This window comes from Burkholderia sp. MBR-1 (assembly GCF_013822785.1).
GTDB classification, from domain to species: Bacteria; Pseudomonadota; Gammaproteobacteria; order Burkholderiales; family Burkholderiaceae; genus Burkholderia; species Burkholderia vietnamiensis.
In genome coordinates this window covers 185,106-207,519 of record NZ_CP053610.1, presented here as the reverse complement: position 1 = coordinate 207,519, position 22,414 = coordinate 185,106, and the positions used below count along the sequence as shown (strand labels likewise).

The window sequence follows — 22,414 nt, the reverse complement described above, 5'->3', positions numbered from 1 at the left end:
TTCGCCGAGCTCGTCCTTGCCCGCCGATCATCGTCTCGACCTGAACCTGTTCCGCGTGCTCGACGCCGTCTACGTGCATGGCGGGATCGGCGCGGCCGCGCGGGCGTTGCACCTGACGCAGCCGGCCGTCACGCACGCGCTGAACCGGTTGCGCGCGCATTTCGACGATCCGCTGTTCGTGCGGCAGGGCAACCGCGTCGTGCCGACCGAACGCACGCGCGCGGTCATCGCCGACGTGCAGCTGCACGTCGCGGGCCTGCAGCGCGCGGCGCGCGATCCGTCGGCGTTCGATCCGGCCACGCTCGAGCTGAGCATCGCGATCGGCATTCGCGACGTGCTCGAATCGATCGCGCTGCCGCAAATCGTCGCGGCATTCGCGAGCGACGCGCCGGGCCTGCGGTTCGTGAGCCGCCGCGTCGCGCTGTCGGAGATCGAACGCGAACTCGCGTCGGGCAATCTCGATCTGGTCGTCGATCGCCGCGTGCAGACCGGCCCGCGCATCGCGACCGAGCATCTGCTCGACGACTCGCTCGTCGTCGCGATGCGGCACGATCATCCGCTGATGCGCGGGCCGCTGCGGCGCAGCGACTATTTCGCGGCGCGGCACGTCGCGGTGTCCTCGCTCGGCGAGCCGCAATCGCTCGACGTGCTGCTCGGCAACGACGGGCGCTTCCGCCACATCCAGCTGATCTGCCAGCACTACTTCGCTGCGTGCCAGATCGCGGCGGCCGGCGACCTGCTGCTGACGCTGCCGCGCACGTATGCGCTGCGCATCGCGACCATGCTGCCGATCGCGGTGCAGCCCCTGCCGCTACGGCTCAAGCCGTTTCCGCTGCTCGCGTACTGGCACGAATCGCGCGAGACCGACCGGGCGCATCAGTGGGTGCGCGCGCGGGTCGCGGGGTTGGTGCGGGAAATTGCGGGGGGTGCTGTGTAGCGGTGCGTGGCGCTGCGTGCCGCTGCGTGGGCGGTTGATGCGGTCGATGTGCTCGACGCGTTCGATGCCTCCGATGTGCTCAATGTGCTCGATGCGCTCGATGCACCCGATACGCCCACAGCACTCGACGCCCCCGGCGATCGCGACCCGCTCTCCCCGCAGCACGCTGCGCACGCGATGTCGGCTGAGACGGTATGCTGACGAGCCCTTTGCCGCGCCGCGTCGCGGCCGTTCCCATCCCGATCTTTGGAGACTCGCCATGTCGCTCATCCACGCTGCCGCCACGCTCGCCGCCGACGCCCCTGACTACGTCGTCCAGTTGCAAGCCGGCACGCATGCGCTGACCGGCGACGAGGCGCCGCGCGAAGGCGGCCAGGGCGTGGGGCCGGCGCCGTTCGAACTGGTGCTGGCCGGCCTCGCGCAATGCACGGCCGCGACGCTGCGCATGTACATGCAGCGCAAAACGTGGCCGGCCGCGCGCATCGACGTGCGCACCGAGCTGCATGCCGATCGCGAAGGACAGCAATACGTGCGCCGCGTCGTGACGCTCGACGGCCCGCTCGACGACGCGCAGCGCGCGCGCCTCGCCGAGATCTGCGAGAAGACGCCGGTCACGCAGTTCGTGAAACGCGGCACGCGCATCGAAACGACGCTGAACTGACGCGCGCCGGGCCGGGCCGAGCTGAACGGAGCCAACATGCCCTGCCACGCAGCGCACGGCCGCGCCCTGCCAAACCGCCTCCACGCCGCCCGCCACGCGAACGCGCACCATCAAAAAACGGGCGGGCCGCGCAAGATGCGCGGCCCGCCCGTTCACTCCGCTGCTACCGCGCTGCTTACAGCCCGAGCGCCGACAGGTCCAGCTTGCCGTCCTTCACCGGCGGACACCAGAAGTACGCGCCCGTCAGCGGCTGCGTGAAGCGGAACAGGCCGTCGACGATGCCATCGTCCGCGCCGCACATCCGGCGCATCTGCACGTCGAACGCGCGCAACGAACAGCCGAACGCGACGAAGTAGAGCCCGGCGCGCCGCGCATCCGCCCACGGCGCCGAGCGGCGCAACATGAACGCTTCCGGTTCGAAGCTCTCCTGCGCGGTGCGCTTCACGTGCGCAAACGCGGGCGCGTCGTCGATCTCCTCGTTGTCCGAGCGGCGGCGGCCGACGATGTGATCCATGTCGCCCGACGCGATGCGCTCCATCCGGTCGAAGTCGTGCAGCCATTGCTGAACCGCGACGAAGCTCGAGCCGTCCAGGCCCGCGCCCTGCCCGGCCACGACGGCCGCGGCCAGCGCGTCGTCGCCGGTCGGATTCTCGGTGCCGTCCTCATATCCCGACAGGTCGCGATCGCCCGAGTAGCGGAAGCCGTCGACCACGTCCTGCAGCACGAAGGCCGGCGCGAGCGCACGCTCGATCGCGCGCGTGCGCAGCACCAGCTCGCCGCGATCGTCGCCGCGCAGCCACACCCACACGTCGGCGGGCGTGACGGGCAGCGTGCGGTCGTTCACCGCGAACGCCGGATATTCGGTCAGGCCCGGCACCGGGCGCCCGAGATGCGCGGCCAGCGCATGGCCGAAGCCGGCGACCGCGCCGCGTCCGTCGACGAGCTCGCGCAATGCCCGCAGCGCCGCCGCGACATTGACGTTGCTGGAAATCGTGAAAGTGAGGTATCGGGCCGCCGTGTCGATCGGAGCCAGAATGCCTTGCTGAACGTCGCTCATCGTTTCCTCAGGAATGTATCGGGGTGAATCGGCCGGGCCGCAGCAGCCGGCGCAACCGCAAAGTTTAATCGATGCGGCCCCGCGCTCCGCGCCGCGCCGCGCACGAAACGGGGCCGATACATACCGAAACGTATCGAAGCCTCCGACGCGCCGCGTGCCGCGCGTATCGACGCCGCAACGCGCATTCGTCAGACATTGCGGCGAGCCGAACACTGCTGCTAGAATCGATCCACGCTTTTTCGGCGTCCTTTTTTCTTCATTTCAACCGTTCGCTACAGGGAGGTGCAGATGTCACGAATGCCAGCAGCCTTCCCGAACGTGGTCTCGCGACGCCGCTGATCCTGCGCGTCGCACGCGCCGGCTTCCGGGTCCGCTCACCCGCCGGTCCGCGCATTTTCCCGACAGCCCGTTGTTCGTTTCATCCGCGCCGTGCGCGCGGGTCGGCTGTCGCGTTTTCGACGTTCTCCGAACCGGAAAGTCCCGACGCGCGACGCGCCGGGCAACGATACATGACCAGAAAAACCACCCATTCGGGCGGCCACGCATTCCGGGCCGTCTTCGGCTTCACGTTCCGCTACTGGCGCCGGCAGCCCGTGCGCATCGCCGCGATCGCGGCGCTGGCGCTGCTCGGCGCACTCGCCGACGTCCTCACGCCGCTGTTCGCCGGCCGCCTCGTCGATGCACTGTCGAGCGGCCTGACCGAGCGCACCGCCGCATGGCGTTCGGCCATCACGGCGTTCGGCACGCTGGCCGGCCTTGGCATCGGCGCGACGCTGCTGCGCCAAGGCGTCTACCTGAACATCATCACGCTGACGCTGAAAATGATGAGCGAGATCGCCGCCGCGTCGTTCCATCGCGTGCAGCGCTTCTCCACCGACTGGCACGCGAACAGCTTCGCCGGCTCGACCGTGCGCAAGATCACGCGCGGGATCTGGGCGCTCGACCTGCTGAACGACACCGTGCTGATCGCGCTGCTGCCGTCGGTGATGATGCTGGCCGGCGCAACCGTGCTGCTCGGCACGCACTGGCCGGTGATGGGCTTCGTCGTCGGCGCGGGTTCGCTGCTGTATATCGCGGTGACGGTGGCCGTGTCGCTCGGGATCGTCGCGCCGGCCGCGCGGCTCGGCAACATGTGGGACACGCGCATGGGCGGCGCGCTCGCGGACGCGATCAGCTGCAACACCGTCGTCAAGGCGTTCGGCGCGGAAACGCGCGAGGAAGCACGCCTCGCGCGCGTGATCGGCAAGTGGCGGCAGCGCACGCGCCGCACGTGGGTGCGCGGCACGCTCAACGGCGGGCTGCAAGGCGCGATGCTGGTCGCGATGCAGGCGGCGATGATCGGCGTCGCGCTGCGGCTGTGGGCGAACGACGAGGCGAGCGTCGGCGACATCGCGTTCTCGCTGACGATGTTCTTCATGCTGCAGGGCTATCTGCGCGACGTCGGCATGCACATCCGCAACCTGCAGCGCTCGGTCAACGACATGGAAGAACTCGTCGCGCTCGAGCGCCAGCCGCTCGGCATCGAGGATCGCCCCGGCGCGCCCGCGATCCGCATCACGCGCGGCGAGATTCGCTTCGAGCACGTGACGTTCCGCTACGGCAACCATCCGGTGTCGCTCTACGACGACTTCTCGATGCGCATCGCGCCCGGCGAGCGCGTGGGGCTCGTCGGCCATTCGGGCTCGGGCAAGACGACGTTCATCAAGCTGATCCAGCGGCTCTACGACGTGTCGGGCGGGCGCATCACGATCGACGGGCAGGACATCGCGCAGGTGCAGCAGGAGTCGCTGCGCAGCCAGATCGCGATCGTCCAGCAGGAGCCGGTGCTGTTTCACCGCACGCTCGCGGAGAACATCGCGTATGCGCGTCCCGACGCGAGCCGCGCGGAGATCGAACGCGCCGCGCGGCTGGCCAGCGCGCACGATTTCATCGACGCGCTGCCGGACGGCTATGACACGCTCGTCGGCGAACGCGGGATCAAGCTGTCGGGCGGCGAACGGCAGCGCGTCGCGATCGCGCGGGCCTTCCTCGCCGATGCGCCCGTCCTGATCCTCGACGAAGCGACGTCGAGCCTCGACAGCGAAAGCGAAGTGCTGATCCAGCAGGCGATGGAGCGCTTGATGGTGGGGCGCACGACGCTCGTGGTCGCGCACCGGCTGTCGACGGTCCGCGCGCTCGACCGGCTGCTCGTGCTCGAGCGCGGCAAGGTGATCGAGGAAGGCGACCACGATACGCTGATCCGTATCCACGGCGGCGTCTATCGCCGGCTGTTCGAGCGGCAGGCGCTGGAGCTCGCGAAGGGCCTGATCGATGCGCCGCCGCGCACGCTCGGCGACGGCGCCGAGTCGCCGGAACACCGGGCGGCCGTGTAACGCGGGCAGGCCGGTCAGCGGCCCGACGGCGCGGGGGCGGTCCGCGCGCGCGGGCCGCGCCGCCGACCCTGCTCGCGATGCGGGTTCCCGCGATCACTTATCATACGGACCAGGCAATTCGCGACGAAAGGCAGATCATGTTTACAGGCATTGTTCAGGGTGTTGGCGTCATCAAGGCCATCGAGGACCACGGCGAGCTGAGGACGTTCAGCATCGAATTCCCGGAACGCTTCACCGCCGACATCGAGATCGGCGCCAGCGTGTCGGTCGACGGGGTGTGCCTGACGGTGACGACGATCCATTCGCCGACGCTGATCGACTTCGACGTGATGCTGCCGAGCCTGCGGATCACCACGCTGGCCGAGCTGGCGACCGGCGCGCGCGTGAACGTCGAGCGGGCCGCGAAGGACGGCGCGGAAATCGGCGGGCATCCGCTGTCCGGCCACGTCGACTTCACGGGCACGGTCCTGCACATCGCGGCGTCCGAACACAACCGGATGATCCGCATCGGCGTGCCGGCCGAGTTCAAGCGCTACGTGTTCGCGAAGGGCTATATCGCGATCAACGGCTGCAGCCTGACCGTGGCCGACGTCGACCGCGCCGCGGGCTGGTTCGAAGTGTGGCTGATTCCCGAAACGCGCCGCGCGACCACCTTCGATGCGAAGGGCGTCGGCGCCAAGGTCAACATCGAGATCGAGCGCAGCACCCAGGTCGTGGTGGACACGATCCGCGAATCGGTCCAGGAGACGCTCGGCGAGCTGACCGGCATCGTCACGACGCTGCTGGCCGACAAGGGCGTCGATATCGAGGAACTGCTCGCACGCAACGTCGCGAAGCTGCCGAAGCCGTAACGCGCGCGGCCGCCCCGGCGAGCGTCGGCGGCGGCATCGCGTCGACACCTGACGGCCGGCCGCCCGCCGCGCCGACGTCAGTCGATCTCGACCTGCGCGCCCTTGCCCACCGCGATGCGCTGCGCGCGGTAAATGCCCGCGTGTCCCGAGAACAGATACGCGACCACGCACGCGACGATCGCATACACGCCGAGATCCGCGCCGAACAGCTCGATCGCCATGACGGTCGACGCGATCGGCGTGTTGGCCGCCCCGGCGAACACCGCGACGAAGCCGAGCCCCGCGAGCACCGGCACCGGCAGCGCGAGCACCTGGCCGAGCGCGTTGCCGAGCGTCGCGCCGATGTAGAACAGCGGCGTCACTTCGCCGCCCTTGAACCCGGACGCGAGCGTCACCACGGTGAACGCGAACTTGCCCGCGAAATCGTACGCCGGCAGCGGCCCGTGGAACGCGGCCTCGATCGTCGGAATCCCGAGGCCCAGGTATTGCGGCACGTTCAGCACGGTGGCCGCGACGGCCACCATCGCGCCGCCGAGCACCGGCTGCAGCGGCGCGTAGCGCACCACGCGCCGGAACCAGGCGGTCAGCGCATGCGTCGCGAACGCGAACAGCCGGCCGACCACGCCGAACGCGACGCCGGCGACGACCGTCGCGGCCAGCCCGGTCGCCGACACCGCCGGCACCGACGCGATCGCATAGACGGTGTGATGCACGCCCCACGCGCGGCACACGACATCGGCGACGATCGACGACGCGACGCAGGTCAGCAGCGCGTCGTAGCGCAGCCGGCCGATCGCCAGCACCTCGAGCCCGAACACCGCGCCGGCCAGCGGCGTGCCGAACACCGACGAGAAACCGGCCGCGATACCGCCCATCAGCAGCACGCGCCGATGCTCGCGGTCGAGCCGGAACAACTGCGTGACGCGGTCGGCGAGCGCGCCGCCCATCTGCACGGCCGTGCCCTCGCGGCCGGCCGAACCGCCGAACAGATGCGTGACGACGGTCGCGGCCAGCACGAGCGGCCCCATCCGCTTCGGCACGAGCGCCTTCGGATCGTGGATTTCGTCGATCAGCAGGTTGTTGCCGCGCGCGACCGACTGGCCGAACCGGTGGTAGACCCAGCCGGTCGCGAAGCCGGCGGCCGGCAGCCCCCACAACAGCCACGGATGCGCGATGCGCGTGCCGGTCGCCCAGTCGAGCGCGATCAGGAAGAATGCGGAAGCCGTGCCGGCCAGGATGCCGAGCAGGGCCGACAGGGCGAGCCAGCGGCACACGTAGCGCACGGTCGCGAAGAAATCGGCAGAGGTCGAGAAAAACATGATTTCCAGATTCGACGGAACATCAAAACCTGGGCGGCAGAATGCCGCAATGGACGGCCTGCGACCTCCTGACGACCCAGGAACACGCAGGCATCATCAGCCGGGCTCACCGGCGGTTGAGGGCCGACTCGCGCGCGCAACGCGCCGTGATCGACCGCAGGGAGGCATGCCATCTCCGCAGCCGGCGATTGTACGCGATGCGCGACGCGGCCGCCAGCATGACGACCAGCGCCGCCGGCCGCGCCGGCAGGCGCTCAGTCGGGCGAGCGGCGCATCACGCGCGAGATGAGCCGCGGCGCGATGCGCTCGAGCGGCAGGATCGCCGCCGCCGCGCCGATCGCCGCGGCGGCCTTCGGCATCCCGTACACCGCACTGGTCGCCTCGTCCTGCGCGATCGTGTAGCAGCCCTTCGCGCGCATCGCCTTCAACCCCAGCGCGCCGTCGCGCCCCATGCCCGTCAGCAGCACGCCGAGCGCGTCGCCCCGCCAGCCGTCGGCGACGCTGGTGAAGAACACGTCGATCGACGGCCGGTACGGCGTGTCGACCGGGTGCCGCGTATAGCCGAGCACGCCGCGCGGCGACAGGCTCAGGTGATCGTTGGTGGCGGCCAGCAGCACCTCGCCCGCACGCGGCACGCCGCCCTGCCGGGCGATGCGCACGGGCAGCCGCGTGTGGCCGTCGAGCCACTCCGCCATGCCGACCGCGAACGCCTGATCGACGTGCTGCACGATCACCAGCGCGGCCGGGAAATCGGCCGGCAACGCGCGCAGCAGCGCGGTGAGCGCGGTCGGCCCGCCGGCGGACGCGCCGATCGCGACGAGCGTCGGCTGGCCGCACGCCGGCATCCGCGCGCACGGCGCGAGCGGCGCCGCGCGGCTTTCGAGCAGGCGGCCGATCTGGTCGATCTTCGCGAGCAGCGGCTGCGGCGCGGCGTCCGACGGCAGGCCGAGCGCGAGCGTCGGCGTGTCGACCGCATCGAGCGCGCCCGCGCCCATCGCCTCGTAGACCGACGTCGTGTTCGCGCTGACGTCCGCGGTCACGATCAGGATCGCGCACGGCGCACGCGCCATGATCTGCCGCGTCGCGGCGACGCCGTCGAGCTTCGGCATCACGAGATCCATCAGCACGAGATCGGGCGGCTGCGCGATGCAGAAGTCCACCGCCTCGTCGCCGTCGGTCGCGACCCACAGCACGCGATGTTCGGTGCGCGAGGCGATCACCCGGCGCAGCGCCTCGACGGCCAGCGGCAGATCGTTGACGATGCCGATGTTCATCCGCGCGCGTCTCCGATCAGGTCGTGCACCGCGTCGAGCAGCGCCTCGTCGTGGAAGCTGCTCTTGGCCAGGTAGTAGTCGGCGCCGGCGTCGAGCCCGCGCCGGCGATCCTCGTCGCGATCCTTGTACGAGACGATCATCACGGGCACGCGCTTGAGCGCCGGGTCGCCCTTGATCAGCATGACGAGCTCGATGCCGTCCATGCGCGGCATGTCGACGTCGGTGACGACGAGGTCGAACGCGTCGCTGCGCACCGCGTTCCAGCCGTCCATCCCGTCCACCGCGACGGTCACGTCGTAGCCGCGCTTCTCGAGCAGCTTGCGCTCGAGCTCGCGCACCGTCAGCGAATCGTCGACAACGAGCACGCGACGACGCCGCTCGCCGAGCGCGCGCTGCGGATCGCGCGACAGCGTCGCGAGCTGGCCGCCGCGCACGAGCTTGTCGACCGAGCGGATCAGGTCCTCGACGTCGACGATCAGCACCGGGTCGCCGTTCTCGAGCAGCGCGCCGGCCGCGATGTTCTGGATCTTGTGCAGGCGGCTGTCGAGCGGCTGCACGACCAGCATCCGTTCGCCGAGGAAGCGGTCGACCGCGACGCCGTACAGCTCGGGCTCGCCGCCGACCACCACGACCGCCGTAGTCGCCCGCGCGGCGTCGGGCGCGCCCGCATCGAGCAGCTGATGCGCGGCGACGAGGCCCGCGCGCCGCCCGTCGAACGGAAAATGCGGCTGGCCCTCGAGCACGTCGATGTCGTCGTGCGCCAGTTCGAGCGTGCGGCGCACGTGCGCGAGCGGAAACGCATACGGCTCGCCGCCGACTTCGACGAGCAGGCTGCGGATCACCGACAGCGTGAGCGGCAGCTGCAGCACGAAGCGCATGCCGACGCCCGGTTCGTTGAAGATCCGCACGGCGCCGCGCACGCCGCGCACCATCTCCTGCACCGCGTCGAGGCCGACGCCGCGGCCGGACACGTCCGTCACCGCGTCGCGCATCGAGAAGCCGGGCAGCAGCAGGAATTCGAGCAGCTCGGCGTCGGACAGCCGCGCGGCCGTCTCGTCGTCGGTGAGGCGCTGGCGCACGACGGCCGCGCGCAGCGCGTCGAGGTCGACGCCCGGCCCGTCGTCGATCACGCTGACGAGCAGCGAGCCGGCGCTGTGCCGCGCCTCGAGCGTCACGCGCGCGTCGGCCGGCTTGCCGCGCGCGCGGCGCACGTCGGGCGGCTCGACGCCGTGGTCGATCGCGTTGCGCAGCAGGTGGCCGAGCGGCGCGTCGAGCAGATCGAGGATGTCGCGGTCGACCTGCGTGCCCTCGCCGACGATCGAGAAGCGTACCTGCTTGCCGAGCGAGCGCGCGAGGTCGCGCACGATGCGCGGATACGCGCGCGTCGCATCGCCGAACGGCCGCATCCGGCATTGCAGCGCCTCGTCGTACAGCTGCTCGGCGATGTGCGTGCTGCGCCGCTCGAAGCGGTCGAATTCGTCCATGCGCTCGGCGAGCGCGCGCTGCAGATCGTTCAGCATGTGACGCACTTCGTTCATCGACGCGAGCGCGCCCGCGTCGAGATCGTCGGCGAAGCGTTCGTACAGCAGATCGAGCGAGCGGGCCGCGTCGCGCTGCGCGCGCTTCACGCGCAGCATCGATTCGGCGAACGGCTTGAGCCAGCGCGATTCGACGAGCGACTCGCCGGACAGGCTCAGCAGCCGGTTCAGCGTATCGGCGCGGACGCGGCGCATTGCGGCGGTGGCGGTGGCAGCCGCCTGGGCGGCGTGTGGGGGATCGGTCGCGGGCGGTGGCGTTGCGTGCGGCGGTGTCGCATGGGCCGATGTTGCGTACGGCTGCGCTACGTATGGCTGCGCTGCATGGGGCGGCGTCGCCGCGCCAGCGTCCACTGGTTCGTTCACCGCGCCGTCATACCCGCGCTGCGGCGCGGCTGACGTCGGCGCTGAGACCGGTGCCGAAGCCGGTGCCACCGGCACCGCCTGCGCGGCATCGGCACTCGTCAGCGCCAGCGCGAACGCGTCGATCTCGGCGGCCGACACGGGCGGCGCGTCCGGATCTGCGACGCGCAGCAGCAGGTCGACGCCGGCGAGCAGCACGTCGACGTGCGCCGCACTCAGCGCGATCGCGCCGGCCTGCGCGGCGACGAAGCATTCCTCCATCCGCCCGGCGATATCGACGCCAGGCGGCACGCCGACGATGCGCGCGGCGCCCTTCAGCGAATGCGCGGCGCGCATGCACGCGTCGAGCGCGGCGGCGTCGGGTTCGCGCGCTTCCAGCACGAGCAGACGCTCGGACAGCGCCTGCGTCTGCGTGCGCGTCTCCTCGCGATAGAGTTCGAGCAACGACAGATGGCTCAGATCGTCATCGCCGCTCATCGCATGCTCCGCGTGACCGCGTCGAACAGCCGGTCGTCGTCGAGCAGCCCCACCGACTTGCCGCGCCACGACAGCACGCCGCGCGACAGGCCGGCGCCCGCGCGGCCGACCGTCGCCGGCACGGGCACCCATTCGGATACATCGAAGCGCAGCACGCCCTCGACTTCGTCCACCGGAAACACCACCGGCTCGCCGCGGTGCGCGGCCACCAGCAAGCGCGTGAAGCCGCCGTCGGCGCCGCGCGCGCGGGTCTTGCCGGCGTCCAGGCCGAGCAGCGCGCCGAGCGAGATCGCGATGCGCAGCGTGCCGCGAATGTTCACCACGCCGCGCACCGCCGAATGGCGGCGATGCGGCAGCGAATGAATCGGGCGCGTCCCGACGATCTCGCGCAACGCGCCGATCGGCAGCGCCAGCCATTCGTCCGCGACGCGAAACGCCAGCGCCGCATGGCGCGTATCGTCGTCGCGATGCATGCGGGCTGCGTCGTGCGCGCCGAGCCGCCGCGCGCCGTCGGCCATCTCGGCCGCGTCGAGCGGACGCTCCAGCAAGCGCGCAGCATGGTGTGCGTAGACCGGGCAGTTCAGGCAGCGCAGGCACGCGGCGAGCCGCTCGCACGAGCGGTCGCCGCTCGTGCCGATCCGGTTCCAGCAATCGTCGACGTCGATCGGCGCCGCGCCGGCGGCGGCAGCTTCGCGGTTCAGGGTTTCGTCGATCATTCCGCTCTCGGGTCCCAGGTGTCGTTTTCGTTATCCGACCGCACGCCGCGCTCGCTCGAGCAGCCAGCGCGCGCCGGCGCCATCGCCGCCGACGTCGAGCAGCGTCGCGAGATGCGTGAGCGCTTCGTGGTGGGTCGGCCGCAGGTACAGCGCCTTGCGGTAGAAGTCTCCGGCTTCCTCGGCGCGCCCGCGCGCGTCGGCGATCAATCCGTTCAGGTAGTAGGCGTCGGCGTGCGGGCCCGCGTGCGCCGAAAACCGTGCGAGCATGCGCTCGGCCTCGTCGAACGCGCCCGCGTTAGCAAGCGCCTGCGCCTGCTCGAGCGTCGGCGCGTCGACGGCGTTGGCAGGCGCGGGCGATGGGGATCGTGCGCGCGCGAGTGGATCGGCTGGTGGGGGCGCGACCGGTTCGAACGGGCTGGGGGCGCGTGGCTGGAATGCTGTCGGCGGTGCCGCGCGTGCGGCATCCAGACCCGACGGCGGCGGCACGACGGCGTGCAGCGCACGCGTGGCGGACGTGGGTGATGACGATGGCAATCCTGATGCCGTTGCGGACACTGACGCACACGCCCACGCTGACGCTAACGGCATCGCTGACGCCGTCGCCGCCCCTGACGTCGGCCCCGCCCCCAACGCCCCGCCCCGCGCCATACGCCCGTAAGAACCATCCCCACCCACATGCCCAGCCACGCACTCATCCGCCGCCGCCCCGTCATCGGCGCGCTGAAACGCGAACGCCAGCGGCACCCGCGCCGAACGCATCCCGCAGCGCATCGCGACGCCCGTCTCGGCCGGCCCGACGAACAGCATCCCGTCGTCCGCGAGCCGGCTCGCGAGCTGACGGATCGCGCGATCCTGCGCGTCGCGATCGAAATAGATCAGCACGTTGCGGCAGAACACGAAGTCGTAGCGCACGCCCGTGTCGGCGCACGCTTCCATCAAATTTGCCTGACGAAACTGCACGCGCGATCGCACCTGCTCGTCGAGCAGCCAGCCGTCGGCCGTCGGCGTGAAGAAACGCGTGCGAAACGCCGTCTGCGTGCCGCGAAACGCGTTCCTTCCATAACAGCCGGCCCGCGCGTGCTCGATCGCTCGCGCGCTGAGGTCGAGCGCGTCGATCGCGAAGCTCGCCGGGTCGAGTCCCGCGTCCAGCAGCGCCATCGCCGCCGAATACGGCTCCTCGCCGGTCGAACATGGCGCGCTCAGCACGCGGATCACGCGCCCGGGCGCGCAGGCTATGCGCTCGGCCGCGCGCCGCGCGAGCGCCGCGAACGCCGCGCCATCGCGGAAGAACCACGTCTCGGGCACGACGAACAGCTCGATCAGCGCGCGCCGCTCGTCAGCGCATGCGTGCAGGCGCGCCCAGTACGCGCGCAGCGCCTCCGTCGTCACGGGCGCCCGCGCGGCCGACGGCAATCGTTCACCGTCACTCTTCAGCGCATGCACGCGCTCGGTCAGCGCACGGCTCAGGAAATCATGGCCGAGCGAATCGGGATCGATGCCGGTCTCGCGGCGCAGCCAGTCGCGAAACAGCACGGCGAACGCATTCATCCGGGCGCCCCTTCGTGGGCCGGCTGGCCGTCGAACAGATACAGGTGCGCGACGTCGTCGACCAGGCCGGCAACCGACACCTGCTGCACGACGCCGTCCCGCGTGTTCGCGACGCGCCCGAGCCAGCGCGTGCGCTCGCTCGACACGCCGCTGATGCGAAATGCCGCGCGGTCGATCCGCAGCGTCCGCGTCGCGCGCTCGACGATCAGCCCGATCACGCGCTCGCGTCCGCTCCGGCCGCCGCGATAGCGCACCATCACGAGCCGCGTCGAACGCAGCGCCTGCGCCGGGCGTCCGAGCACGAGCATCGGCAGGTCGATCACCGGCACCGGCTGGGCGCCGCGCATCAGCAAGCCGGCGATCCACGCGGGCGCGCCGGCCACGGCCGTGGTGGCGGCGAGCGGCAACACCTCGTCGACGTCCGCCGCGTCGAGCGCATAACGCGCGCCGTCGAGCTCGAACATCAGGAACAGCGCGTGCGCGGCGCCGTGCGGCTCGGCGCGCATCATGCGTCGACCTTGAAGCGCGACACGCTGGTGCGCAACTGGTTCGCGACGAGCGTCAGGTCGTCGATCGCCTGCGACGACTGGCGCAACGATTCGGCCGTCTGCTGCGCGGCTTCCGACAGCTGCGACAGCGCCTGCGTGATCTGCTCGGCGCCGCTCGCCTGCGTCTGCATGCCTTCGTTGACCATCTGGAAGCGCGGCGCGAGCGTCTGCACCTCGGCGATGATCTGCGACAGCTGCGCGCCGACCTGCTGCACGTCGAGCATCCCGCGGCGCACTTCCTCGGAGAACTTGTCCATCCCCATCACGCCGGCGGACACGGCCGACTGGATCTCCTTGACCGTCTGCTCGATGTCGTAGGTCGCCACCGCGGTCTGGTCCGCGAGGCGGCGGATCTCGGTCGCGACGACCGCGAAGCCGCGCCCGTACTCGCCGGCCTTCTCGGCCTCGATCGCCGCGTTCAGCGACAGCAGGTTGGTCTGGTCGGCGACCTTGGTGATCGTCGCGACGACCTGGTTGATGTTCAGCGCCTTCTCGTTGAGGATCGCGAGCTTCGCGTTCACCGAGCCGGCCGCGTCCATCACGCTGCGCATCGTGTCGCCCATCCGCGTGAGGCCGCTCTGGCTGACGCCCGCGAGCGTCGCCGACTGCTCGGCCACGCCGGCCACCTCGTTCATCGTGCGCAGCAAATCGCGCGACGTCGCGAAGATCTCGCGCGACGTCGCGCCGATCTCGGTCGTCGTCGCCGCGGTCTCGTTCGCGGTCGCCTGCTGCTCGCGCGACGTCGCCGCGATCTCCGCGACCGACGTCGTCACCTGCATCGACGACTGCTGCGCACGCGACACCAGCTCGGTCAGCTCGTCGGCCATCCGGTTGAAGCCGGTCTCGAGCGTGCCGAACTCGTCGCGGCGGCGCAGGTCGAGCCGATGCGTGAGGTTGCCGGTGCGCATCGCGTCGTGCACGTCGACGAGCCGCGCCATCGGCACCGTGACCGAACGGTAGAGCCCATAGCCGAGCCCGAGCGCCGACAGCAGCACGATCGCCAGCGCGATCGCGAGCACGACCTCGGTGTCCTGACCGGATTCGCGGATCAGCTTCGCCGACTGATCGGCGAACTTGCGATTCTCCTGCACCAGGATATTGGCACTGCGCACGACCTCGGCCCACGCCGGCTCGACCTTCGCGTAGGCGGCGACGGCCTCGTCGTGCGACGCGCGGCCCTTCTGCACCGCGTCGTTCAGCAACGGCAGGTAGCGGTCGTATGCGCTGCGGAACACCGCGAAGCGCTGGCGGTCCTCGTCGCGGAACGTGGTGTTCTGATAGTCGATCGACAGCGATTCGATTTCCTTGAGCGCGTCGCCGAGCTTCGCGAAATCGCGCTGCACGAGCTCCGGGCTCGTATCGACGAAGGTCGCCTGTTGCAGCGTCGCGAACGATTCGTTGACCGCCCCGCGCAACGACGCCGCAAGATACACGCCGGGCAGCGAATCGCGCTCGATGCTGACGGCTTCGGCATTGATCGCGCGCAGCCGCTCGTACGACACGCCGGCCATCACGAGCATCAGCACGAACAGCACGCCGAAGCTCAGCAGGATGCGATTGCCGAGCGTGAGCCGGGCGGCGCCGAGGGTCGGATGCAAGCTTTCATGGTTCGCACGGGGCGTCAGGGTGGCCATGTTCGTTGTGGGCTTTCAAAACAGCGTTAAAAAACCGCGCCTGCGCGCGCCGGACGGCGTGGCGCGAGCGCATCGGGTGTTACCGGCGGCACGGCGCGGGCAAGCGGCGCGCGCCATCACCGCTCGCGTTGAGCCGGCAACCGCAGCGCGACCATGAAGCCGCGCGCCGTGTCGCGCATCAGGATCTGGCCGCGATGCCGCGCCGCCGTCGCACGCACGAACGCCAGCCCGAGACCGAAACCGCCGCGCATCGCACCATGCACGGATTCGAGCCGCACGAACGATTCGGTCGCGGCCGCGCGCTGTTCGGGCGCGATGCCGGAGCCGGCGTCCTCGACGCCGATCAGCCACGCGCCGCCGTCGTCGTTCAGCGTGCAATGGATGTCGGCGCCGGCCGGCCCGTATTTCAGCGCATTGTCGATCAGGTTCGCGACCGCGCGCGTGAGCATCATGCGATCGCCCATCGTCGCGCACTCGGCGTCGCACACGTGCGCGACGATGCGGCTGCCGAATCCGAGCGCCTTCTCCCACAGCTGGTCGACCGCGTCGAGCACGACCTCGTCGAGGCTCACGAGCTCGTGCGCGCGGCGCTCCGATTGCGCACGGGTCAGATGGATGAAGCCGTCGGCGAGCGCGAGCGCGCGGCGCGCGTGGCCCGCGATGCGCTCCAGCAGCGCGGGCATGTCGCCGTGTTCGTTCCGGTAGACCTCGAGCAGCGCGAGAATCGACGTCTGCGGCGAGCGCATGTCGTGCGACAGGAAATCCAGCGCCTCGTCGCGCTGCCGCGCCATCAGGTACGAACTCGAGTGGTAGCGGATGCGCGCCGTCAGTTCCATCGCGTCCGGCAGCTTCACCAGATAGTCGTTCGCGCCGGCGATGAACGCCTCGCGCTTGACGACCGGCTCCTCCTTCGCGGACAGCACGATGATCGGCACGCGCGCCGTGTCCACGTGCGCGCGCCACGCGCGCACGAGGTCCAGGCCGTCGATGTCCGGCATCACGAGGTCCTGCAGGATGACGGTCGGCTTGACGTCGCGCGCGACGGCCAATGCCCGGTGGGGATCGGTGCACACATGCAGGTCGATGTCGGGCTCGCTGCGCAATGCGCGGCGTATCACTTCGCCGACGAACGGCTGATCGTCGACGAGCAGGATCGACAGCCCCGATTCGAGACAATCCGGCGCATTTTGATCGCGCGATTCTTTCATAAATACCGTTTCAAACGAAAATCACCACCCGATTCATTCTCGCAAGTTGATTATTCAACTCACTCGCCATCTCGATAATTCGACCACATTCTTCACGATGATGGCGTTGTCGCTCGTCAGCCTTTACACACGAGGATTGCAGCGCCGATTTTCCCAAGCAACACCGAATTACATTCGCACACATTCTCTCAATAAAGATTACTGAGCGATTCTAATTGAGATTGCAACAGATCATCTATCTCCTTCAGGTTCAGCTTTGCCAAATATGGTGAAATAACCTGATTTGGATAAATCGGATCATTTCCTTGCGCGAAGCATGAAAACGTTTGCGAGGCCGGCGGGAGACGGTTTACGGGTGCGTATGCGGCGGTCCGGGCCGCCGCGCGTTGGGGCCGGACCATGGACACACTGAGGAATTCGATGGGACGACGGCGCGAGCCGAGGCAAGCCACCGATGCTGCGGGATGACGCGCGATGCGACGAGATGTGGTGCGATGAGGCGGGCGACTATGACGGCCGCGGCCGTGATGGCGCCGGCAACCCCGCACCATCGGCGTCCTAAACAACCGCGCTCACCACCCGCGCGCCTGCCGCCGCTCAACCGCGCGCATGCTGCGCCGACACTTCCTGCAGGTCAAGATCGCGCTCGACCATGTGCAGCATCTCGTCGTGAATGTGGCCGGATCGATGCAGCCGCAGCAGTTCGGCGCGCCCGGCCCGGATCGCGGCCAGCACGACGTCGTAATGCGCGGCGCGAACTTCCGGCGGATATTGCGGCGCGTCCTTCGTGCGCTCGGTGAGGGCCGCGCGATACGTGTACTGCTCGAGCAGGCGCGGATGTATCACGTTGCCGCTTGCGTCGTGCACCAGCGGCTGGATCGCGGCGAGCTGCGCGGCCTCGATGTACGCCCACGTCTGCGGCTCGCTCAGGTGATGCGCGGCACGTTCGTCGCGTTGCGGCAGGCGCAGCAGCCGAATCAGCGGCCCGATCGTCGTGCCCTGCAGCAGCACGGTCACGAGGATCACCGCGAACGACGCGACCAGGATCACGTCGCGGCCCGGCATCGCCTCCGGCAGCGACAGCGCGATCGCGAGCGTCACGACGCCGCGCATGCCGGCCCAGCTCATGACCGTCGCGGCCTTCCAGTCGGGCGCCGCGCCGCGCCGCACGATACCGCGCACCGGCCACTTCAGCGCCTCGACCGCATAGACCCACACGAAGCGCGACACGATCACGGCCGCCAGTACCGCGAGCACCGCCGGCATCATCGTGCCGAGCACCTGCTCGAAGCCGCCGAGCCGGTGAATCGCGCCGCGCAGCGACAACCCGATCAACACGAACACCATCGCCTCGAGCAGGAACACGATGACCTGCCAGAACGCGGTGCCGCGCGTGCGCACGGCCGCGGAGAACACTTCGTGCTGATGCCAGCCGACGATCATGCCGGCCGTCACCGTCGCGATCACGCCGGACACCTCGACCATTTCGCCGGCGATGTAGGCGAGCCAGCCGGCGATCACCGCGACGGTGATCACCAGATAGTCGTCGTCGAGCAGCTTCAGGAACCACACGACGATGCGCCCCACCAGAAAGCCCACCACGACGCCGCCGATTCCCAGCTCCGCGAAACGCACGACCGCGTGCTCGAGGCTGAATGCGCCCGTCAGCGCGGCGGCGACCGCGAAGCGGAACAGCACGAGGCCAGCCGCATCGTTCAGCAGGCTTTCGCCTTCGAGCAGCACCATCAGCCGGCGCGGCAGCGCGACGCGCTCGAGCACCGCCTTCGCGGCGACCGCGTCAGGTGGCGACACGATCGCGCCGAGCGCGAAGCACCCGGCCCACGGCAGCGACGGCGCGACCCAGTGCACGGCGTAGCCGACCGCGAACGTCGTGAACGCGACCGCGCCGATCGCGAGCAGCAGGATGCCGCCGACGTTGCGCTTGAATTCCTCCCAGACGGTGAAATATGCGCCGTCCATCAGCAGCGGCGGCAGGAACACCAGCAGCACGAGCTCCGGGTCGAGGTTGACGGGCGGCAGGCCGGGGATGAACGCGATGCCGATGCCGCCCATCAGCAGCGCGGCGGCCGGCGGCAGGCGCAATCGCTTCGCAATGCATTCGAGCGCGACGATCGCGACGAACGACAGCAGAATCAGCTTGAAAGCCGCGACGGGGGACATGAATCGACCTCGTGAAAATTGAACGCGCGGCCGCACGGTGTCGTACGGAGTGCGACCGTTTCGCGCGATTACATCACGATGCGATGCGTTCAGTCGAGCGCATCGAGCGCGCGCGGCGCAGCTGCGCCAGGGTCTCTTCACGCTAATGGCGGGCTTGCGCTGGCCCGCAGAAGAGCCGAGCGCAAGGACTGCGACGAAGCGAATACTCGACGTATTCGCGAAGAGCATGACGCGGCGCACGACCTTCTGGAGGCCAGCGCCACGAACGAACTTTCCAAACAGGTGCTCGTTGTTAGCGCGAACAGCCCCTATCGGCGCCGAACGACCATCAGGCGCGGCTCGGTCATGTCCTCGATCGCGTAGCGGATCCCTTCGCGGCCGAGGCCGGAATCCTTCACGCCGCCGTACGGCATGTTGTCGACGCGGAACGACGGCACGTCGTTGATCACGACGCCCCCCACCTCGAGCTCGTCCCACGCGCGCTGCGCGTGCGTGAGCGAATCGGTAAACACGCCGGCCTGCAAGCCGAAGTCGCTGTCGTTCACGCGCGCGAGCGCATCGTCGAAACGATCGAACTTCTCGAGGATCGCGACCGGGCCGAACGCCTCCTTGCGGTACAGGTCCTGCTCGCGGCCGACGTCTTCGAGCAGCGTCGCCTCGAACATCGCGCCGTCGACCTTGCCGCCCGCGATGATCTTCGCACCCGCCGCGACGGCCGCGTCCATCCAGCCGGACAGGCGGCGCGACTCCGATTCGGAGATCATCGGGCCGACGAACGTCGATGGATCCTTCGGATCGCCCATCTTCAGCGAGCGCGTCTTCGCGACCAGCTTGTCGCGCAACGTGTCGTACAGGCTCGCATGCACGAGGATCCGCTGCACGCCGATGCAGCTCTGGCCCGACTGGTAATACGCGCCGAACGCGAGCCGGTCGACCACGTAGTCGAGCTGCTCGAACTGGTCCGCATCGACGATGGCCGCCGCGTTGCCGCCGAGCTCCAGCACGACCTTCTTCTTGCCGGCCTTCTCCTTCAGCGCCCAGCCGACGGCCGGCGAGCCGGTGAACGACAGCAACCTGAAACGCTCGTCGGTGGTGAACAGGTCGGCGCCGTCGCGATGCGCGGGCAGCACCGAGAACGCGCCCTTCGGCAGATTGGTTTCCGCGAGCACCTCGGCGATGATCAGCGCGCCGACCGGCGTGCGGCTCGCCGGTTTGAGCACGAACGGGCAGCCCGCGGCGAGCGCGGGCGCGACCTTGTGCGCGGCGAGGTTCAGCGGGAAGTTGAACGGCGAGATGAACGAGCACGGGCCGATCGGCACGCGCCGCGTATAGCCGGTGTAGCCCTGCGCGCGCGCCGAGATCTCGAGGTTGAGCACTTCGCCGTCGATGCGCACCGCCTCCTCGGACGCGACGCGGAACGTATCGATCAGCCGCGTCACCTCGCCTCTCGAATCGTTGATCGGCTTGCCGGCCTCGATGCACAGCGCCTCGGCCAGCTCGTCGAAACGCTCGCGAAAGCGTGCAACGCAGTGATCGAGCACGGCCTGCCGCCGGTACGCCGGCAGCTCGCGCATCGGCTTGACGGCGTCGACTGCCGCGCCGATGGCCGCGTCGATCGCCTGCGCGTCGGCCAGCGCGACGCGCGTCGCGACCTTGCCGCTGAACTTGTCCGTCACTTCCAGATCGGTATTCGCGTAGACGGCCTCGTTGGCCAGATAGTACGGATAGGTATCCTTTAGCATGGCACGCTCCTTCCGGTGAACTGCGGATTCAGAGTTGCGCCGACAGGCGCTTAATTTCGCGGTTGAGCACGCGCTCGTTGTCCGAATAGTCGATCGGCACGTCGATCACGTGCACACCTGGTGTCGCAAAGCATTCGCGCAGCAGCGGCTCGAGATCGTCGGCCGCCTCGACGCGGTGCCCGTGCGCGCCGTAGCTCTGCGCATACGCGACGAAATCGGGGTTCTTCAGCGTCATCGCGAAGTCGGGAAAATTCATGTTCTCCTGCTTCCAGCGGATCATCCCGAACGCATCGTCGCGCAGGATCATCACGACGAGGTCGAGCTTCAGCCGCACGGCCGTTTCGAGCTCCTGCGAATTCATCATGAAGCCGCCGTCGCCGCACACGGCGATCACCTTGCGCTGCGGATGCACGATCCTGGTCGCGATCGCCGACGGCAAGCCGGCGCCCATCGACGCGAGCGCGTTGTCGAGCAGCAGCGAGTTCGGCTCGTGCGCGCGCCAGTAACGCGCGAACCAGATCTTGTACATCCCGTTGTCGAGGCAGACGATCCCGTCGACCGGCAGCGCGTTGTACAGATCGTTGACGATCCGCACCGGATACATCGGGAAGCGCGGATCGTGCTGGCCCTTCTGCAGATGCGCTTCGAAATGCGCCTTGATCATCGTGAAGCGCTCGAAATCCCAGTGCGGCTGCGGCGCGATCGCTTCCTTCATCTGCCACACGGCGTTCGCGATGTCGCCGACCACCTCGATCTGCGGGAAATACACCGGGTCCACCTGCGCGCCGAGGAAGTTCACGTGGATCACGGTCTTGTCGTCCGCGCGCATGAAGAACGGCGGCTTTTCGATCACGTCGTGGCCGACGTTGATGATGCAGTCCGCGTGCTCGATCGCGCGATGCACGAAATCGCCGTCGGACAGCGTCGCGTTGCCGAGCCACAGCGGATGCGTCTCGTCGATCACGCCCTTGCCCATCTGCGTCGTGAAGAACGGGATGCCCGTCTCGTCGACGAACTCGAGCAGCATCTTGCAGGTCGTCTTGCGGTTGCCGCCCGCGCCGATCATCAGCAGCGGATGCCGCGCGGCCTGGATCGCATCGACCGCGTGCGCGACCGCCTTCTGCTCGGCGATCGGGCGGCGGCTGAAGCTGCGCGGAATCGGCTTGCCGTCGCCTTCCTCGTGCGCGATATCCTCCGGCAGCTCGAGATGCGCGGCGCCCGGACGCTCCTCCTCCGCGCGCCGGAACGCCTCGCGCACCGCCGACGGGATGTTGCCGATCGACACGATCTGCCGCGTGAACTTCGTGAGCGGCTGCATCATGCCGACGACGTCGACGATCTGGAAGTGGCCCTGCTTGCTCGACTTGATCGGCTTCTGGCCGGTGATCATCAGCATCGGCATGCCGCCGAGCTGCGCATACGCGGCGGCCGTCACGAAATTGGTGGCGCCCGGCCCGAGCGTCGCGAGACACACGCCGGTGCGGCCGGTGAGACGGCCGTAGGTTGCGGCCATGAAACCGGCCGCCTGCTCGTGGCGGGTCAACACGAGCTTGATCTTCGAGCGCCGCAGCGATTCGAGCAGATCGAGGTTTTCCTCACCGGGAATGCCGAACACGTATTCGACGCCTTCGGCTTCCAGCGCCTTCACAAACAGATCCGATGCTTTCATGGGGACTCTCCGTCGCTGCCGCGTGCCCGGTTTGCGGACGTGCGGCGTTCAGAACGCGCGCCGGCCTACGGCACGCGCACGCTTACCTACGGGATGCTGACCACGGTGCTGGCCGCCGCGCAACGCACGGCGGCGCCTCCCGATGCAGGAGGACGAACGGATCCGCCAGCGCGCAGGACGAACGCGCACGGGCGGCAGGGACGTTTTCGATTGTAGACGGATTCGCGGGATTCCTGCTTCGGCCGAACGGCCGATCCGGGCCCCGGCGCAGCATCGGCCTGACGGCCAACTTCGCGTCAAACGGCGCGCGCCGCTCTACTGT

17 protein-coding genes and 1 riboswitch are annotated in these 22,414 nt (G+C 69.2%); of the genes, 5 read left to right on the top strand and 12 right to left on the bottom strand.

Annotated features, from left to right (window positions below; translation table 11 throughout):
* Positions 1-16: 16 nt before the first annotated feature.
* Genes MBR110_RS15825 through MBR110_RS15815 form a run of 3 tightly spaced genes read left to right on the top strand, consistent with a single transcriptional unit; the run spans position 17 to position 1,598 of the window.
* A complete protein-coding gene (locus tag MBR110_RS15825) occupies positions 17-937 on the top strand; it encodes a LysR family transcriptional regulator (protein ID WP_014724599.1) in 921 nt (306 codons plus the stop codon).
* Between the two features lie 6 nt (positions 938-943).
* The gene (locus MBR110_RS15820) at positions 944-1,138 is read left to right on the top strand and encodes a hypothetical protein (RefSeq protein ID WP_059668949.1); all 195 of its coding nucleotides are present in this window, start codon (positions 944-946) and stop codon (positions 1,136-1,138) included.
* 58 nt (positions 1,139-1,196) lie between these two features.
* The gene (locus MBR110_RS15815) at positions 1,197-1,598 is read left to right on the top strand and encodes an OsmC family protein (protein WP_014724598.1); all 402 of its coding nucleotides are present in this window, start codon (positions 1,197-1,199) and stop codon (positions 1,596-1,598) included.
* Positions 1,599-1,773: 175 nt separating this feature from the next.
* On the opposite strand, the gene MBR110_RS15810 is transcribed toward MBR110_RS15815, so the two are convergent.
* Positions 1,774-2,655, bottom strand: coding sequence for a Dyp-type peroxidase (locus MBR110_RS15810; RefSeq protein WP_181709411.1), 882 nt, complete (start codon positions 2,653-2,655; stop codon positions 1,774-1,776).
* Between the two features lie 509 nt (positions 2,656-3,164).
* On the opposite strand from MBR110_RS15810, the gene MBR110_RS15805 reads away from it, so the two are divergent.
* Together MBR110_RS15805 and MBR110_RS15800 are read left to right on the top strand one after the other, a co-directional pair.
* Positions 3,165-5,027, top strand: a complete 1,863-nt coding sequence (locus tag MBR110_RS15805) for an ABC transporter ATP-binding protein (RefSeq protein WP_059462391.1) — start codon at positions 3,165-3,167, stop codon at positions 5,025-5,027.
* A 137-nt stretch (positions 5,028-5,164) separates the two neighbouring features.
* Positions 5,165-5,878 (top strand): riboflavin synthase, encoded by a 714-nt coding sequence (locus tag MBR110_RS15800; protein ID WP_011881512.1) that lies wholly within the window; start codon positions 5,165-5,167, stop codon positions 5,876-5,878.
* Between the two features lie 77 nt (positions 5,879-5,955).
* Here MBR110_RS15800 and MBR110_RS15795 read toward each other — a convergent pair whose 3' ends face one another.
* From MBR110_RS15795 to MBR110_RS15745, 11 genes are all read right to left on the bottom strand, one after another.
* Entirely contained in the window at positions 5,956-7,197 is a 1,242-nt protein-coding gene (locus tag MBR110_RS15795; protein ID WP_175658244.1) for a voltage-gated chloride channel family protein, read from the bottom strand.
* Between the two features lie 80 nt (positions 7,198-7,277).
* A riboswitch (Fluoride riboswitch) is annotated at positions 7,278-7,383 on the bottom strand.
* Between the two features lie 68 nt (positions 7,384-7,451).
* Positions 7,452-8,471 (bottom strand): chemotaxis response regulator protein-glutamate methylesterase, encoded by a 1,020-nt coding sequence (locus MBR110_RS15790; RefSeq protein WP_175983699.1) that lies wholly within the window; start codon positions 8,469-8,471, stop codon positions 7,452-7,454.
* Positions 8,468-10,846, bottom strand: a complete 2,379-nt coding sequence (locus MBR110_RS15785) for a hybrid sensor histidine kinase/response regulator (protein ID WP_181709410.1) — start codon at positions 10,844-10,846, stop codon at positions 8,468-8,470. The genes MBR110_RS15790 and MBR110_RS15785 overlap by 4 nt, the downstream gene beginning before the upstream one ends.
* Positions 10,843-11,547 carry a chemotaxis protein CheW gene (locus tag MBR110_RS15780; RefSeq protein WP_043292371.1) on the bottom strand — a complete coding sequence of 235 codons (705 nt, stop codon included), beginning with the start codon at positions 11,545-11,547 and terminating at the stop codon, positions 10,843-10,845. Before MBR110_RS15780 ends, MBR110_RS15785 begins: the two co-directional genes overlap by 4 nt.
* A 45-nt stretch (positions 11,548-11,592) precedes the next feature.
* A complete protein-coding gene (locus MBR110_RS15775) occupies positions 11,593-13,110 on the bottom strand; it encodes a CheR family methyltransferase (RefSeq protein ID WP_011881507.1) in 1,518 nt (505 codons plus the stop codon).
* A complete protein-coding gene (locus MBR110_RS15770) occupies positions 13,107-13,619 on the bottom strand; it encodes a chemotaxis protein CheW (protein ID WP_059567464.1) in 513 nt (170 codons plus the stop codon). Before MBR110_RS15770 ends, MBR110_RS15775 begins: the two co-directional genes overlap by 4 nt.
* On the bottom strand, positions 13,616-15,292 hold the full coding sequence (locus tag MBR110_RS15765) for a methyl-accepting chemotaxis protein (protein WP_011881505.1): 1,677 nt from the start codon (positions 15,290-15,292) through the stop codon (positions 13,616-13,618). The genes MBR110_RS15770 and MBR110_RS15765 overlap by 4 nt, the downstream gene beginning before the upstream one ends.
* 116 nt (positions 15,293-15,408) lie before the next feature.
* Complete coding sequence (locus MBR110_RS15760) at positions 15,409-16,500, bottom strand: hybrid sensor histidine kinase/response regulator (protein ID WP_011881504.1); 1,092 nt, start codon at positions 16,498-16,500, stop codon at positions 15,409-15,411.
* 597 nt (positions 16,501-17,097) lie between these two features.
* On the bottom strand, positions 17,098-18,681 hold the full coding sequence (locus tag MBR110_RS15755; protein WP_059734975.1) for a Na+/H+ antiporter: 1,584 nt from the start codon (positions 18,679-18,681) through the stop codon (positions 17,098-17,100).
* A gap of 308 nt (positions 18,682-18,989) precedes the next feature.
* A complete protein-coding gene (locus tag MBR110_RS15750; RefSeq protein WP_011881502.1) occupies positions 18,990-20,423 on the bottom strand; it encodes an aldehyde dehydrogenase family protein in 1,434 nt (477 codons plus the stop codon).
* Between the two features lie 28 nt (positions 20,424-20,451).
* Entirely contained in the window at positions 20,452-22,092 is a 1,641-nt protein-coding gene (locus MBR110_RS15745; protein WP_059463465.1) for an acetolactate synthase large subunit, read from the bottom strand.
* Positions 22,093-22,414 lie beyond the last annotated feature (322 nt).

What these genes read in the sequence shown, in the direction of transcription:
- MBR110_RS15815 (WP_014724598.1), top strand. Translation starts at nt 1,197, where the DNA reads ATGTCGCTCATCCACGCTGCCGCCACGCTCGCCGCCGACGCCCCTGAC.
- MBR110_RS15810 (WP_181709411.1), bottom strand. Translation starts at nt 2,655, where the DNA reads ATGAGCGACGTTCAGCAAGGCATTCTGGCTCCGATCGACACGGCGGCC.
- MBR110_RS15805 (WP_059462391.1), top strand. Translation starts at nt 3,165, where the DNA reads ATGACCAGAAAAACCACCCATTCGGGCGGCCACGCATTCCGGGCCGTC.
- MBR110_RS15800 (WP_011881512.1), top strand. Translation starts at nt 5,165, where the DNA reads ATGTTTACAGGCATTGTTCAGGGTGTTGGCGTCATCAAGGCCATCGAG.
- MBR110_RS15795 (WP_175658244.1), bottom strand. Translation starts at nt 7,197, where the DNA reads ATGTTTTTCTCGACCTCTGCCGATTTCTTCGCGACCGTGCGCTACGTG.
- MBR110_RS15790 (WP_175983699.1), bottom strand. Translation starts at nt 8,471, where the DNA reads ATGAACATCGGCATCGTCAACGATCTGCCGCTGGCCGTCGAGGCGCTG.
- MBR110_RS15785 (WP_181709410.1), bottom strand. Translation starts at nt 10,846, where the DNA reads ATGAGCGGCGATGACGATCTGAGCCATCTGTCGTTGCTCGAACTCTAT.
- MBR110_RS15775 (WP_011881507.1), bottom strand. Translation starts at nt 13,110, where the DNA reads ATGAATGCGTTCGCCGTGCTGTTTCGCGACTGGCTGCGCCGCGAGACC.
- MBR110_RS15770 (WP_059567464.1), bottom strand. Translation starts at nt 13,619, where the DNA reads ATGATGCGCGCCGAGCCGCACGGCGCCGCGCACGCGCTGTTCCTGATG.
- MBR110_RS15765 (WP_011881505.1), bottom strand. Translation starts at nt 15,292, where the DNA reads ATGGCCACCCTGACGCCCCGTGCGAACCATGAAAGCTTGCATCCGACC.
- MBR110_RS15760 (WP_011881504.1), bottom strand. Translation starts at nt 16,500, where the DNA reads ATGAAAGAATCGCGCGATCAAAATGCGCCGGATTGTCTCGAATCGGGG.
- MBR110_RS15755 (WP_059734975.1), bottom strand. Translation starts at nt 18,681, where the DNA reads ATGTCCCCCGTCGCGGCTTTCAAGCTGATTCTGCTGTCGTTCGTCGCG.
- MBR110_RS15750 (WP_011881502.1), bottom strand. Translation starts at nt 20,423, where the DNA reads ATGCTAAAGGATACCTATCCGTACTATCTGGCCAACGAGGCCGTCTAC.
- MBR110_RS15745 (WP_059463465.1), bottom strand. Translation starts at nt 22,092, where the DNA reads ATGAAAGCATCGGATCTGTTTGTGAAGGCGCTGGAAGCCGAAGGCGTC.